Below are 12,834 nucleotides of genomic sequence, written 5' to 3' on the forward strand. Positions count from 1 at the left end.
GTCGGCCGGGAGAAGGAGGGCGTCATGAAGTGGCGAGCACTGGGTGCGGCGGCACTGGTGGTGTCGGCTGCGGACCACCTGAAGCTCTGGTTCGGCGGCGTGCGCCACCAGTCGGTCGGGCCCGCCTTCCTCGTGAACGTCGTCGCCGGCGTGGTCATCGCGGTCCTGCTGCTGCGCTGGGAGCACTGGGTGCCGGCGTTCCTGACCTTGGGCTTCGGAGCGTCCACGTTGGGCGCGTTCGTCCTCGCCACGACCGTGGGCTTCATGGGGATCCACGACCGGTGGGAAGGCTTCTACGTCTTCGCGGCCGCGATCTCCGAGGTGGTCTGCATCCTGGTGGGCGGCCTGCTGCTCCTGCACTGGTGGACGAGCAGGTCGGCCAGCCACGGCCCCTCGCTCGCGGCGCACCGCTGACGCGGGGCGGCCGATCGCCGAGCGGTGGAGCAGACGAACGCGGCGATTAGCTCTGGGTGGCCTTCTGCGACTCGATGTCCGCGCGTACGGCGTCCATGTCGAGGCCCTGCACCTTGGTGATGACGTCCTCGAGCATGGGCGCGGGTAGCGCGCCGGCCTGGGCGAAGACGAGGATGCCGTCGCGGAACCCCATGAGCATGGGGATCGAGGTGATGTTCGCGGCGGCGGCGAGCGCCTGCTCGGCCTCGGTGTCCACCTTGCCGAAGACGACGTCGGTGTGCTTCTCCGAGGCACTCTCGAAGACCGGTCCGAACCGCTTGCACGGGCCGCACCACTCGGCCCAGAAGTCCACGAACACGGTGCCTCCCTCGAGGATCGTCTTCTCGAAGTTCTCCGCCGTCAGCGTCGTGCTTGCCATCTCTAGGTCCACTCCCATCGGACCGCGACGGTCGCGGTCACCGAGTTCTCGCCCAGCTCGACGGACAGGTCTGCCGCCTTGCCGGCTGCCATCATCGCAAACCGGGGCTGGGCTCCACCCCGATCAACATCGGACAGCCGCTCAACCTTCCCGAGCTCGCGGCCGGCCAGCGCGGCATACTGCTCCGCCTTCGCCCTGGCGTCCGCGAAGGCGGCCTCGCGCGCCTGGGCGAGCAGGGGTGCGGAGTCGGCGAGCTCGAGCCCGATGTGGTCGATCGTGAGGGCGTTGCCCGCGACGCCGGCGAACGCGGCGACGAGGCTGCCGACCAGGGCCGGGTCACGCACCGTCACCGACAGGCTCTGGTATGCCGTGTACCCGACCACAGTGACCCCCTCGCGGTCGTGCCGCGGGTGGACGCCGGTGCCCGTCGTCCGCAGGTCCGCGTCCAGCACGCCGTGGTCGCGCGCGGCCTGGGCGAGTCCCTGCGCCCGGCTGCCTGCATCGGCGAGGGCGGACGACACGTCGTCGCCGTCGCAGCGCACCCCGGCCCTGACGCGGACCACGTCCGGCGCCGCGGACGCGGTGCCGGAGCCGGTGACTTCCACGTGTGACCCGCTGTGTCGTGTCATGCGTTCAGCCTAGGCTGGAGCCGATGAGCACTCCTGGACCTTCCACAGATGTGATCCGCCGCTACTGGGACGACTTCGCCGCCGAGTACGACACCTACCCCGACCACGGGCTGCTCGACTCCGACATCCGCGCCGCGTGGAAGGACCTGCTGCGCACCTGGCTGCCGACGACGCCTTCGCTGGTGGCGGACCTGGCCTGCGGCACGGGCACGATGAGCGTGCTGATGGCCGAGATGGGCCACCAGGTGCGAGGCATCGACCTGTCACCGGAGATGGTGCGGCGAGCGGTGGCCAAGGCTGCACCGTTCGGGTCGGCCATCGAGATCGCGGCGGCGGACGCGAGCGAGCCGCCCTTCGAAGCGGGTTCGTTCGACGTGGTCTTCGCCCGTCACATCCTGTGGACGCTTCCGGACCCCACGGAGGCGCTGCGTCGATGGGCCACCCTGCTGAGGCCCGGCGGCAGGATGGTGCTCGTCGAGGGGCGCTGGGGACTGGAGGCTGCCGACGGCAAGCCGGACCTGCCCTGGCGTGCCGGCGTGCCATCCGACGAGCTCGCCGCCGTCGTCCGCGAGCTGGTCGGGGAGACGGTGGTGGTGCAGCTGACCGACACCGTCTTCTGGGGTCGCGAGATCGAGCACGAGCGCTACCTGCTTCGCGCGATGTCCCCGACAGCGGCCCCCGCAGCTGCCCCGACGGCGGCCCCGACGGCGTCGGCCTGATGCGGGCCCGGGCGCGGCGGGTCAAGGTCGTCGGCTGGGCGCTTGCCGCGCTCGCGGCACTCATGCTGCCGTGGACGGCCTACCTGTTCGTGGCGTTGCCCGGCACCGCGCCGGCAGCGCACTTCGACCTCGCGTGGGGCGGCTTCGACGTGGCGCTCCTGGTCCTGCTGGCCGTAACCGGGTGGGCGGCGCTGCGTCATGCGCGCTGGCTCGGCGCCGTCGCGGGTGCCACCGCGGCGCTGCTCGCGACCGACGCGTGGTTCGACGTGGTGACGGCGCCGACGCCGAGCGAGCGGTGGGTCGCCCTGGCGATGGCCGTGGTCGTCGAGCTGCCGTTGGCGGTGGTGTGCGCCTGGCTCGCCGTGAGGGGGCAGGAGCTCGTCGAGCAACGGCTGGCCCTCGGCCTGCGGCGCCGTCGCGTCGCCGGCCACGATTCGGCACCGGTTCGGCGTACCCCGCGGTAATCGGGAGAATGCCGACCATGAGCGCAGCCCCGTCCGTGTCCAACTCCATCACCGTCCGGTTGACCCTCCCGGCCCGCGCCACTGCGGTCTCCGAGCTCACCGGCGTCATCGAGAAGGGCGGCGGGCTGGTCACCGGGCTCGACGTCACCGCCTCCGGCGCCGACCGCCTGCGCGTCGACGTCACCGCGGCTGCCCGCGACACCACCCACGCCGACGAGCTCGTCGAGGCGATGCGCGGGGTGCACGGCGTCGAGATCGGCAAGGTCTCGGACCGCACGTTCCTCGCCCACCTGGGTGGCAAGCTCAAGATCGAGTCCAAGGTGCCGATCCGCAACCGCGACGACCTGTCCCTGATCTACACACCGGGCGTCGCGCGGGTCTGCCTCGCCATCGCCGAGAACCCCGCCGACGCCCGGCGACTGACCATCAAGCGCAACACGGTGGCCGTGGTGACCGACGGCTCGGCCGTTCTGGGGCTGGGCAACATCGGTCCCTTGGCCGCGCTGCCGGTGATGGAGGGCAAGGCCGCGTTGTTCAAGCGGTTCGCCGACATCGACGCCTTCCCGATCTGCCTCGACACCCAGGACACCGAGGAGATCATCCACACGGTCAAGGCGATCAGCCCCGTCTTCGCGGGGATCAACCTCGAGGACATCTCGGCTCCCCGCTGCTTCGAGATCGAGGCCCGGCTGCGTGACGAGCTCGACATCCCCGTCTTCCACGACGACCAGCACGGCACCGCGATCGTCACCCTGGCCGCCCTGCGCAACGCCCTGCGCGTCGTCGGCAAGGACCTGAGCGAATGCCGGGTGGTGATGTCGGGCGCCGGTGCCGCCGGCACCGCGATCCTCAAGCTTCTGCTCAAGGCCGGCGCCACGGACGTCGTGGTGGCCGACCAGTTCGGGGTGCTGCACCCCGACCGTGAGGACATCGCGTCGGGAGAGCACCCCGCCCTCGCGTGGTCTGCCGCGAACACCAACCACCGCGGTGTCTCAGGCACGCTCAAGAGCGCGCTCGCCGGCGCCGACGTCTTCGTGGGTGTCTCCGCCCCGGGGATCCTCACCGGGGAGGACATCGCCACCATGAACGACGGGGCGATCGTCTTCGCCATGGCCAACCCCGAGCCCGAGGTCGACCCCATCGCGGCAGCCCAGCACGCCGCCGTCGTGGCCACCGGTCGCTCCGACTTCGCCAACCAGATCAACAACGTGCTGGTCTTCCCCGGCGTGTTCCGCGGACTGCTCGACGCAGCCTCCACGTCCATCGACGAGGACGTGATGCTGGCCGCCGCCAAGGCGCTGTCCGAGGTCGTCCACCCCGACGAGCTCAACGCGGCCTACATCATCCCCAGCGTCTTCCACCCCGACGTCTCCAAGGTCGTGGCCGCTGCGGTCAAGGCGGCGGTGCTCGGCACGACGCCCGAGGCAGTCGTGACGAGGCGGATGGCTGAGGAGCCCGAGCTCATTGGCTAGTGCGTCACCCGACGACCAGACTCCTGCGGGCTCGCCGCCCGCCGTGCTCAGCGCGGAACCGGGACAGGCAACCGTGGTCGTCGGCCCACGTCACGTCGTCTTCGGGCTGTTGCTGCTCGCCCAGCTGGCCGCGCTCTACTGGCCGCGGGTCGACCTCCAGGGCCCGGTGACGTGGAGCGACAAGGTCGTCCACGTCCTGCTGTTCCTGCTCCCCACGGTGGCGGGGCTGCTGGCCGGCGTGCGCCCGGCATACGTGGTGGGGTTGTTGGCCCTGCACGCGCCGGTGAGCGAGCTCGTCCAGCACTACCTGCTGCCGAACCGCTCAGGTGACCCGTGGGACGCCGTGGCGGACCTTTCCGGGGTGGTGCTCGGGGTCACGTCCGTCGTGGTCGGGCGGGCCTTCCGGCGCTGATAGACTGCTCTGGCTCAGTTCGGCGGCGCCTGGCAGCGCCAAGAGGTGGCATAGGCGCCACAGACGCATTCCCTACTCCGACTGCAGTCCCACCGGATGACAACTGTTGATCCGGTCCAACGGGCCCCAAGGGCCTGAGGCTCGTCTTCTTTCGTTGCCCTCGCCAGGTCGCTCGAGACGTGTCTACCTCGAGTACCTGAAGTGAGTTGAATATCAGTGCCCAAGAACCTGCGATCCGGCGCGCCCAAAAAGGCCCGGTGGACCCCAGAAAAGAAGGCTGACGCGAAGAAGGGCCCCAAGAAGGCCCACCGCGGCCAGTCCTCCGCGCCCTCCAGTGGCAGCTCGTATGCCGCTCGGCCGGCTCGCGACGGTGACCGTCGCCCCGAGCGTTCCGAGCGTTCCGAGCGTTCCGAGCGCCCGGCCCGCAGCTACGACCGCAGCGACCGTCCGGCCCGCACGTTCAACCGTGACGACCGTGCGCCGCGCAGCTACGACCGCAGCGAGCGCCCCGCGCGCAGCAACGACCGCGACGACCGCGGTGCGCGCAGCTACGACCGCAGCGACCGTCCGGCCCGCACGTTCAACCGTGACGACCGTGCGCCGCGCAGCTACGACCGCAGCGAGCGCCCCGCGCGCAGCTACGACCGCGACGACCGCGCCCCCCGCACCTTCAGCCGCGACGACCGTCCGGCTCGCCCCTTCAACCGTGACGAGCGGCCGCAGCGCCGCGACTCCACCCGTGACGACCGCCCGGCTCGTCGCAGTGACCGTAGTGCCAGTGACCGTAGTGACAGCCGTGGTCCCCGTCAGTACACCAACCGTGAGGACCACCGAGTGACCAGCTTCAACCGCGATGACCGTGCGCCGCGCAGCTACGACCGCAGCGACCGCCCGGCCCGCAGCAACGACCGCACCGACCGCCCGGCCCGCAGCTTCGACCGCGATGACCGCGCGCCGCGCAGCTTCGACCGCAGCGACCGTCCGGCCCGCAGCTTCGACCGCAGCGACCGTCCGGCCCGCAGCTTCGACCGCAACGACCGCCCGGCCCGCAGCTTCGACCGCAACGACCGCGCGCCGCGCAGCTTCGACGCCCAGGTCGACCCCGAGGCCGAGCGCATGGAAGCCGACACCTGGGTGAAGGCCACCCGCAAGACGGTCGACGGTCCCGTCACCGTCGACGCCGACAACGGCTTCGCCGGACTCGGACTCACCGAGCGTCTCGTCGAGCGACTGGCCCGCGACGGCATCACCACGCCGTTCCCGATCCAGGCCGCGACGATCCCGGACGCGCTCGCAGGCATGGACATCCTCGGCCGTGGCCAGACCGGCTCCGGCAAGACGCTGGCCTTCGGCCTGCCGATGCTGTCCCGTCTCGCCGACGGCGACAAGGCTGCCCCCCGTCGTCCGCGTGCGCTCGTGCTGGTCCCGACCCGCGAGCTCGCCATGCAGGTCTCCGACGCGCTCGAGCCCCTCGTCCACGTCCTCGGCCTCAAGCACAAGCTCGTCGCCGGTGGCCTGTCCTACACGACCCAGATCAGCGCCCTGAACCGCGGCGTCGACCTGCTCATCGCCACCCCCGGCCGGCTCAAGGACCTCATCGAGCGCGAGGCCGTGCAGCTCCGCGACATCCAGATCGCCGTCCTCGACGAGGCCGACCACATGGCTGACATGGGCTTCATGCCCGAGGTCACCGCGATCCTCGACCAGATGCCAGCCGGCGGCCAGCGGATGCTCTTCTCGGCCACCCTCGACAAGGGTGTCGACAAGCTCGTCGAGGGCTACCTCACGAACCCCCAGACGCACTCCACCGACGACGCCAAGGCCTCCGTCACCACGATGGAGCACCACGTGCTGCTCATCGACCCGATGCACAAGAAGACGATCACCGCCGAGGTCGCCAACCGTGAGGGGCGCACCGTGGTCTTCGTGCGCACCAAGCTCGGTGCCGACCGTGTGGCCCTCCAGCTGCGCGAGCAGGGTGTCTTCGCCGCGGCGCTGCACGGTGGGCTCAACCAGGGCGCGCGCAACCGCGTCCTCGGCGCCTTCCGTGACGGCAGCCTGCCGGTCCTCGTAGCCACCGACGTCGCCGCCCGCGGCATCCACGTCGACGACGTCTCTGTGGTCCTGCAGGTCGACCCGCCGGCCGACCACAAGGACTACCTGCACCGCTCGGGCCGTACCGCCCGCGCAGGCGACAAGGGCACCGTCGTGACCCTCGCCCTGCCGCACCAGCGTCGCACTATGGAGCGGATGGCCAAGGACGCCGGCATCGACGCCGTCCCGACCAAGGCGATCCCCGGTGACGCGCGCCTCGCGGCAACCGGCGCCGTGACCCCCAGCGGCATCCCGGTTCCCGAGGACAAGGTGCGCCGCGTCCTGGAGGGTCCGAAGCGCGGTGGCGGACGCCCGTCCAGTGGTCCCCGCGGCGGTGGCCCCCGTGGTCCCCGTCAGGGTGGCGGCAACCGCTCCTACCGTGACGACCGCTCCGGTGGCGCGCGCGGCGACCGGCCCAGCTACTCGCGCGCGGCACGGGGCTGAGCCACCCGGCATACCCGGCCCTCGGGTGACGCGCGCGGCAGCTGACCGCCGCAGCACCTGAGGTCCACATCAACTGAATGGCCAAAGCCCCGGTCCCCGCGACCGGGGCTTTGGCACGGGCAGGCAGAATGGGACCCGTGGAGACCACCGACCTGTCGGGCAACCTGCTCGTCGCGACGCCCCAGATCGTCGACGGGGTGTTCTGCCGCAGCGTCGTCCTCCTCCTGCACCACGACGCGGAGGGCGCGCAGGGCGTGGTGCTGAACCGCCCCATGGATGCGCGGGTGGACGTGGTGCTGCCCGACTGGCAGGCCTACGCCACCGCTCCCTCCGTGCTGTTCGAAGGCGGACCGGTCGGCCTCGACAGCGCGCTCGGCCTCGTCACCGTCCCGGGGGACTCCGAGCCGCTGGGGGTCAAGCGGCTGTTCGGCGGCCTGGGGCTCGTCGACCTCGACACGCCTCCGGCGATCGTGGTGCCCGAGGTGGCGGGCCTGCGGATCTTCGCGGGGTATGCCGGGTGGTCACCCGGGCAGCTCGAGGAGGAGGTCGCGTCGGGCAGCTGGTACGTCGTCGAGTCGGAGGGGCGCGACGCCTTCGACGACGACCCCGAGCAGCTCTGGACCCGCGTGCTGCGTCGCCAACGTGACCACCTGGCGTTCGTGGCGACCTTCCCGACCGACCCCGAGATGAACTGAGCCGCAGCACCGCCCGGCATACAATCGGGGGATGAGCGAGCCCCAGATCCCCCTGGACGACCCGCTGGTCCCGCAGGCCCAGCCCTCCACCACGACCGCGGTGCTGGAGCGCGAGCAGGTCGAGGAGCAGCTGCAGGAACCGGGCGACCACGAGCGGTTCTCGCACTACGTCCGCAAGGAGAAGATCCTCGAGAGCGCCCTGTCCGGCGACCCCGTCGTGGCCCTGTGCGGCAAGGTCTGGGTGCCGGGACGCGACCCGAAGAAGTTCCCGGTCTGCCCCACGTGCAAGGAGATCTACGAAGGGCTGCGCGCGCCGCAGGACGGCGGCGAGTGAGCGGTCGCACTCGCCGGGTCGCCCCCAAAGCCTGAACGACTCTTTACCTTTGTGCGTCCCTGAACAGGGGCGATGCCTCCTAGCGTGCGAGGTCGAGCCACCTCCCAACCCGGGAGGTGGTGACCCGCGAAAGGACGCACATGTTGCTTCGCTCTCGAATCGCCCTGTCCACGTTGGTGTGGGGGGCCGCCGCACTCGGCCTCGGCCAGGGCAGCGCACTCGCCCAGCCGATGGCCGGCGAGTCCACGGTCGCCGCCGACTGCGCCACGCACTCCGACTCGGTCAACGCCGCCCGGAGCGCGCAGGGTGGCAACCGCAAGGACGGCAACGAGCTGTCCGCCGCCCAGACCAAGGCCATGGAGGCCGGCCTCGCCAAGGCCATGGCAGCCAAGGGCTACACCAAGGCGGCCAACGGCTCGGCCAGGAAGCCCGGCGGTGGTGGTGCGTTCACGCCCACCTCGGTCAACGTCTACTTCCACATCATCACCAGCGGCACGACCGGCGACGTCTCCGGTCTGGTCGACGCCCAGCTGAGCGTGCTGAACAGCGCCTACGGCGGCTCTGGCTTCTCGTTCGTCAAGGCCGGGGTGAATAAGACGAACAACGCCGGCTGGTACAACCTCTCGCAGGGCAGCAGCGCGGAGCGGGCCATGAAGACGGCCCTGCGCCAGGGCACCATGGACGACCTCAACATCTACACCGCGAACCTCTCCGGTGGGCTGCTCGGGTGGGCGACCTTCCCGAAGTCGTCGTACGACGTCATGGACGGCGTCGTCGTCCTGGACCAGAGCTTGAAGGGTGGCAACGCCGCGCCCTACGACGAGGGTGACACCGCGACCCACGAGGCGGGGCACTGGTTCGGGCTCTACCACACGTTCCAGGGCGGCTGCGCGGGTCAGGGCGACTACGTCACCGACACGGCAGCCGAGGCCTCGCCGGCCTTCGGGTGCCCGACCGGACGGGACACCTGCACCAGCCAGGCCGGCCGCGACCCGATCACGAACTTCATGGACTACACGGACGACGCGTGCATGGACAACTTCACGCCCGGCCAGATCGTCCGGGCGCAGAACGCCTGGGTGACCTACCGACAGGGCCGCTGACCGATTCGGCCGGTAACGCCCCATCCATGACGCCTCCCGGCGACACGCTCTAGCACACCCCCGAGGCCCCGGCTCAGACGCCGGGGCCTCGGCATGTCGTCTCGCCGCACCGGATACCGTGGCCGCCCTATGAGTACCGCCGCCGCCTCCCACCTGTCACCAGCGTTCCCGGAGCGGGCGGCCTGGGGGACGGCCGCCAAGCTGCGTGCCTGGCAGCAGGCCGCGCTCACGGCATACCTGCAGGCGGATCCCCGAGACTTCCTGGCCGTGGCGACGCCCGGCGCGGGAAAGACGACGTACGCCCTCCGCCTGGCCACGGAGCTCCTCGGCCGCGGCACCATCTCGGCCGTGACCATCGTGGCGCCGACCGAGCACCTCAAGACCCAGTGGGCCGACGCCGCCGCCAAGGTCGGCCTCCACATCGACCCGAAGTTCTCCAACTCCTCGGCCCGCCACTCCAGCGAGTACGACGGGGTCGCGCTGACCTACGCACAGGTGGCGAGCAAGCCGTCGCTGCACCGCACCCGCACCGAGTCCGCGCCCACCCTCGTGATCCTGGACGAGATCCACCACGGCGGCGACGCGCTGTCGTGGGGCGACGCGATCCGCGAGGCGTTCGAACCCGCGACCCGCCGCCTCGCGCTGACGGGCACGCCGTTCCGCTCCGACACCTCCCCCATCCCGTTCGTCACCTATGCGGAGGACCGTGACGGCATCCGCCGCTCGTCCGCCGACTACACCTACGGGTATGCCGAGGCGTTGCGTGACGGCGTCGTGCGCCCCGTGCTGTTCCTCGCCTACGGCGGCGCCATGCGCTGGCGCACCAAGGCCGGCGACGAGATCGCGGCCCGGCTCGGCGAGCTGCTCACCAAGGACTCGATGGCGCAGGCATGGCGCACCGCGCTGGACCCCAAGGGGGAGTGGATCCCGTCGGTCCTGGCTGCAGCCGACAAGCGCCTGACGGAGGTACGCCGTGGCGTGCCGGATGCGGGCGGCCTCGTGATCGCGTCCAACCAGACGGCGGCTCGCGCGTACGCGCGGATCCTCGAGGCCCTGACCGGGCAGAAGCCCACCCTGGTGCTCTCCGACGACGCCGGTTCCTCGGCGCGGATCGAGGAGTATGCCGCGAGCGACTCGCGCTGGATGGTGGCCGTCCGCATGGTGTCCGAGGGGGTCGACGTGCCGCGGCTGTGCGTGGGCGTCTACGCCACCTCGACGTCCACCCCGCTGTTCTTCGCGCAGGCCGTCGGCCGGTTCGTGCGGGCCCGCCGCCGCGGGGAGACGGCTTCGGTCTTCCTGCCGTCCGTGCCCGTGATCCTCGAGCACGCGGCCCGGCTGGAGGACGAGCGCGACCACGCCCTCGACCGGGTCGCCAAGGACGACAGCGCCGCGTCGATGTGGGCCGAGGAGGACGCCCTGCTCGACGCCGCGAACCGCACCGCTCGCACGCCTGACATCGACGCGATGGCCTTCGAGGCGCTGGAGTCGGACGCGGAGTTCGACCACGTGCTCTTCGATGCCAAGCAGTTCGGGCTCAACGCCGTGACGGGCTCGGAGGAGGAGCAGGAGTACCTCGGCCTCCCGGGCCTGCTCGAGCCGGACCAGATGGCGGTGCTGCTGCACGAGCGGCAGACGGCCCAGAGCACCCGTCGGCCCCGCAAGGTCGAGCAGCCGGTGTCGGCCCACCGGGCCCTCGCCGCGCAGCGGCAGGAGCTCAACAAGCTCGTGGCCGCCTATGCCCGCAAGAAGGGCACGCCGCACGGCGTCGTGCACAACGAGCTGCGACGAGCCTGCGGCGGCCCGTCACTCGACGAGGCCACCTCGGAGCAGGTCGTGGCCAGGGTCGAGAAGATCAGGGCCTGGTTCGTCGGTCGTCGCTGACGTTCGTCCTGCGCCCGGTAGGGATGAGGTGACATGCTGCCACCATGGACGAGGCTGACACCATCTGGAACCGTGCGGCGCTCGAGGCCGGGGGACCGACCCCGGGCGTCGGAGACGAGGCGCTCGCGGCTGCGTTGAGGTTGCACAGCTCCGCGATGTCGAGCGGCGTCCTGGACGCCGTCCAGAACATGACCGACGAGGAGCTGGACGCCGCCGAGGCCGGCTACCGCTGGCTCCATGTGCCCGCAGCGTCGGAGGCCATTGCGGCGGTGCGTCGCGAGATCGCCGCTGGTGCGCTGGACGACGACGACCGGGCCAGTGCTCTCGAGCTGTCCGCGGACAACCACTACGACGAGGCCATCGAGGACGACGCAGCCCTCGACAACGCCTTCCGTGCCCGGTTGGGCACCGACCCCGACGCCTTCTCCTCGGTCTAGCCCGGGCCTCGGTCCAGCCCGGGCCTCGGTCCAGCTCGACCGACCGGACGCGGACGTTGCGTGGTGATGGGTGTTCACGACAGGGTGGCGGGCGTGGATCTCGTCAACGTCGTCTGGATGCTCACCGCCCTCGCAGCGGTGGTCGTGTTGCTCACCCGCTCGCGGCTCATCGCCACGGAGAAGCAGTCGGGGGTGACCGAGACCCCGCGTGGCCTGCTGAACACCCACACGGCGCTCGGGGTCGTCGCCCTGTGCGCGTGGGTCGCCTGGCTGGTCGGCGCGCCACGTCTGGTCGGCTGGGCGGCCATGGTCGCGTGGTGGGCGGTCGTCGTGATCGGCCTGCTGGTGCTGGCCCGGTGGGTGCCGACTCGTGGCCGACACGCCACCGGGGCCACCGACGACGGCTGGGCGCACGGGCCATGGCTGTCCGCACTGGGGCACATCGGCATGCTGCTGGGCATCTCCTTCTTCACGTGGTTCTTCGTGGGCGACCGCCTCTGAGGGTGGTCCGTCGGCGCCTGCGCCGCTAGCGTGACGAGGACGGCGACGCTGGGCCGCCGAGGACGGAGCAGGCAATGGCCAACCACGTGTACTCCATCTCCGAGGTCGTCGGCACCTCACCCGACAGCGTCGAGTCCGCCGTGGCGAACGCCGTCACCCAGGCCACGAAGACGGTGCGCAACCTCGACTGGTTCGAGGTGCAGAGCGTCCGCGGTCAGATCTCCGACGGTGCTATCGCCCACTGGCAGGTGACCGTCAAGCTCGGCTTCCGCCTCGACGACTAGGGGCCGGGGTTAGGGGGTCTCGGCCGCGGCACGGACCAGCGGCAGGGTGCGCAGCGGGATGCGCGTGGCCAGCGAGATGGCCGTGTTGGCCCGGATGACGTGCTCGTCGTCGACGACGGCATCGATGACGCGTTGCAGGTCGGCGTTGTCGCGCGCGACGATGTGGATGTAGAGGTCCCCGGAACCGGTGATCGTGTGTGCCTCCAGCACCTCGGGGATGCGCGACAGGTGGTCGACCACGGGGGAGTGGCCTCGGCCCTGCCGGATCTCCAGCGTGCAGAACGCCGACACCGGGTAGCCCATCGCCGCCGGGTCGATCTGGGGCGCCCACGACCGGATGACGCCGCGCTCGACCAGGCGGTCGAGCCGGGCCTGCACGGTCCCGCGTGCGACGCCGAGCTCGCGGGAGGCGCCCAGCACCCCGATCTGCGGCGCCGTCGTGAAGAGGGTGATGAGCCGTCCGTCGAGCTCGTCCAGGTTCATGGTCACATTGTCCATCTCGAAGGGTGTCCAAGCCAGCATTCTGCGCAGAC

General features: G+C 71.1%; 16 protein-coding genes. 13 read left to right on the forward strand and 3 right to left on the reverse strand.

Annotated elements, in window-relative coordinates:
* Positions 1 to 24 precede the first annotated feature (24 nt).
* Positions 25 to 414, forward strand: coding sequence for a hypothetical protein (locus tag AC1DXJ_RS12650; RefSeq protein ID WP_477637132.1), 390 nt, complete (start codon positions 25 to 27; stop codon positions 412 to 414).
* A gap of 46 nt (positions 415 to 460) precedes the next feature.
* On the opposite strand, the gene AC1DXJ_RS12655 is transcribed toward AC1DXJ_RS12650, so the two are convergent.
* Together AC1DXJ_RS12655 and AC1DXJ_RS12660 are read right to left on the reverse strand one after the other, a co-directional pair.
* Positions 461 to 832 carry a thioredoxin family protein gene (locus tag AC1DXJ_RS12655; protein WP_477615183.1) on the reverse strand — a complete coding sequence of 124 codons (372 nt, stop codon included), beginning with the start codon at positions 830 to 832 and terminating at the stop codon, positions 461 to 463.
* Between the two features lie 2 nt (positions 833 to 834).
* Positions 835 to 1,461, reverse strand: a complete 627-nt coding sequence (locus AC1DXJ_RS12660; RefSeq protein ID WP_477637133.1) for an SIMPL domain-containing protein — start codon at positions 1,459 to 1,461, stop codon at positions 835 to 837.
* Between the two features lie 23 nt (positions 1,462 to 1,484).
* Here AC1DXJ_RS12660 and AC1DXJ_RS12665 point away from each other — a divergent pair, with 23 nt between their 5' ends.
* The 12 genes from AC1DXJ_RS12665 (at position 1,485) to AC1DXJ_RS12720 (ending at position 12,301) form a co-directional block, all read left to right on the forward strand.
* The gene (locus AC1DXJ_RS12665; RefSeq protein WP_477615185.1) at positions 1,485 to 2,180 is read left to right on the forward strand and encodes a class I SAM-dependent methyltransferase; all 696 of its coding nucleotides are present in this window, start codon (positions 1,485 to 1,487) and stop codon (positions 2,178 to 2,180) included.
* Positions 2,180 to 2,644: a hypothetical protein gene (locus AC1DXJ_RS12670; RefSeq protein ID WP_477637134.1), complete on the forward strand. Its 465-nt coding sequence runs from the start codon at positions 2,180 to 2,182 to the stop codon at positions 2,642 to 2,644. The genes AC1DXJ_RS12665 and AC1DXJ_RS12670 overlap by 1 nt, the downstream gene beginning before the upstream one ends.
* Before the next feature lie 17 nt (positions 2,645 to 2,661).
* Positions 2,662 to 4,116 (forward strand): NAD-dependent malic enzyme, encoded by a 1,455-nt coding sequence (locus tag AC1DXJ_RS12675; protein WP_477637135.1) that lies wholly within the window; start codon positions 2,662 to 2,664, stop codon positions 4,114 to 4,116.
* The gene (locus AC1DXJ_RS12680; protein ID WP_477615188.1) at positions 4,109 to 4,528 is read left to right on the forward strand and encodes a VanZ family protein; all 420 of its coding nucleotides are present in this window, start codon (positions 4,109 to 4,111) and stop codon (positions 4,526 to 4,528) included. Before AC1DXJ_RS12675 ends, AC1DXJ_RS12680 begins: the two co-directional genes overlap by 8 nt.
* A gap of 216 nt (positions 4,529 to 4,744) precedes the next feature.
* The gene (locus AC1DXJ_RS12685) at positions 4,745 to 7,066 is read left to right on the forward strand and encodes a DEAD/DEAH box helicase (protein WP_477615189.1); all 2,322 of its coding nucleotides are present in this window, start codon (positions 4,745 to 4,747) and stop codon (positions 7,064 to 7,066) included.
* A gap of 128 nt (positions 7,067 to 7,194) precedes the next feature.
* Positions 7,195 to 7,761: a YqgE/AlgH family protein gene (locus AC1DXJ_RS12690; RefSeq protein WP_477615190.1), complete on the forward strand. Its 567-nt coding sequence runs from the start codon at positions 7,195 to 7,197 to the stop codon at positions 7,759 to 7,761.
* A 31-nt stretch (positions 7,762 to 7,792) separates the two neighbouring features.
* Positions 7,793 to 8,095 carry a DUF3039 domain-containing protein gene (locus AC1DXJ_RS12695; protein WP_477615191.1) on the forward strand — a complete coding sequence of 101 codons (303 nt, stop codon included), beginning with the start codon at positions 7,793 to 7,795 and terminating at the stop codon, positions 8,093 to 8,095.
* A gap of 140 nt (positions 8,096 to 8,235) precedes the next feature.
* Complete coding sequence (locus tag AC1DXJ_RS12700) at positions 8,236 to 9,198, forward strand: zinc metalloprotease (RefSeq protein ID WP_477615192.1); 963 nt, start codon at positions 8,236 to 8,238, stop codon at positions 9,196 to 9,198.
* Between the two features lie 129 nt (positions 9,199 to 9,327).
* Positions 9,328 to 11,079 (forward strand): DEAD/DEAH box helicase, encoded by a 1,752-nt coding sequence (locus AC1DXJ_RS12705; protein ID WP_477615193.1) that lies wholly within the window; start codon positions 9,328 to 9,330, stop codon positions 11,077 to 11,079.
* A gap of 44 nt (positions 11,080 to 11,123) precedes the next feature.
* On the forward strand, positions 11,124 to 11,516 hold the full coding sequence (locus AC1DXJ_RS12710; protein WP_477615194.1) for a hypothetical protein: 393 nt from the start codon (positions 11,124 to 11,126) through the stop codon (positions 11,514 to 11,516).
* Positions 11,517 to 11,609: 93 nt separating this feature from the next.
* On the forward strand, positions 11,610 to 12,017 hold the full coding sequence (locus tag AC1DXJ_RS12715) for a hypothetical protein (RefSeq protein WP_477615195.1): 408 nt from the start codon (positions 11,610 to 11,612) through the stop codon (positions 12,015 to 12,017).
* A 74-nt stretch (positions 12,018 to 12,091) separates the two neighbouring features.
* Positions 12,092 to 12,301 (forward strand): dodecin, encoded by a 210-nt coding sequence (locus AC1DXJ_RS12720; protein ID WP_477615196.1) that lies wholly within the window; start codon positions 12,092 to 12,094, stop codon positions 12,299 to 12,301.
* A 9-nt stretch (positions 12,302 to 12,310) separates the two neighbouring features.
* Here the strand turns inward: AC1DXJ_RS12720 and AC1DXJ_RS12725 are convergent, their stop codons facing one another.
* Entirely contained in the window at positions 12,311 to 12,799 is a 489-nt protein-coding gene (locus tag AC1DXJ_RS12725) for an Lrp/AsnC family transcriptional regulator (protein ID WP_477637136.1), read from the reverse strand.
* Between the last annotated feature and the right edge of the window lie 35 nt (positions 12,800 to 12,834).

Source organism: Pedococcus sp. P2_D9, from assembly GCF_056404275.1.

Coding starts and splice junctions, on each gene's coding strand:
- AC1DXJ_RS12690 (WP_477615190.1), top strand. CDS start 7,195: ATGGGACCCGTGGAGACCACCGACCTGTCGGGCAACCTGCTCGTCGCG.
- AC1DXJ_RS12725 (WP_477637136.1), bottom strand. CDS start 12,799: ATGGACAATGTGACCATGAACCTGGACGAGCTCGACGGACGGCTCATC.
- AC1DXJ_RS12670 (WP_477637134.1), top strand. CDS start 2,180: ATGCGGGCCCGGGCGCGGCGGGTCAAGGTCGTCGGCTGGGCGCTTGCC.
- AC1DXJ_RS12675 (WP_477637135.1), top strand. CDS start 2,662: ATGAGCGCAGCCCCGTCCGTGTCCAACTCCATCACCGTCCGGTTGACC.
- AC1DXJ_RS12650 (WP_477637132.1), top strand. CDS start 25: ATGAAGTGGCGAGCACTGGGTGCGGCGGCACTGGTGGTGTCGGCTGCG.
- AC1DXJ_RS12700 (WP_477615192.1), top strand. CDS start 8,236: ATGTTGCTTCGCTCTCGAATCGCCCTGTCCACGTTGGTGTGGGGGGCC.
- AC1DXJ_RS12705 (WP_477615193.1), top strand. CDS start 9,328: ATGAGTACCGCCGCCGCCTCCCACCTGTCACCAGCGTTCCCGGAGCGG.
- AC1DXJ_RS12695 (WP_477615191.1), top strand. CDS start 7,793: ATGAGCGAGCCCCAGATCCCCCTGGACGACCCGCTGGTCCCGCAGGCC.
- AC1DXJ_RS12665 (WP_477615185.1), top strand. CDS start 1,485: ATGAGCACTCCTGGACCTTCCACAGATGTGATCCGCCGCTACTGGGAC.
- AC1DXJ_RS12655 (WP_477615183.1), bottom strand. CDS start 832: ATGGCAAGCACGACGCTGACGGCGGAGAACTTCGAGAAGACGATCCTC.
- AC1DXJ_RS12720 (WP_477615196.1), top strand. CDS start 12,092: ATGGCCAACCACGTGTACTCCATCTCCGAGGTCGTCGGCACCTCACCC.
- AC1DXJ_RS12660 (WP_477637133.1), bottom strand. CDS start 1,461: ATGACACGACACAGCGGGTCACACGTGGAAGTCACCGGCTCCGGCACC.
- AC1DXJ_RS12710 (WP_477615194.1), top strand. CDS start 11,124: ATGGACGAGGCTGACACCATCTGGAACCGTGCGGCGCTCGAGGCCGGG.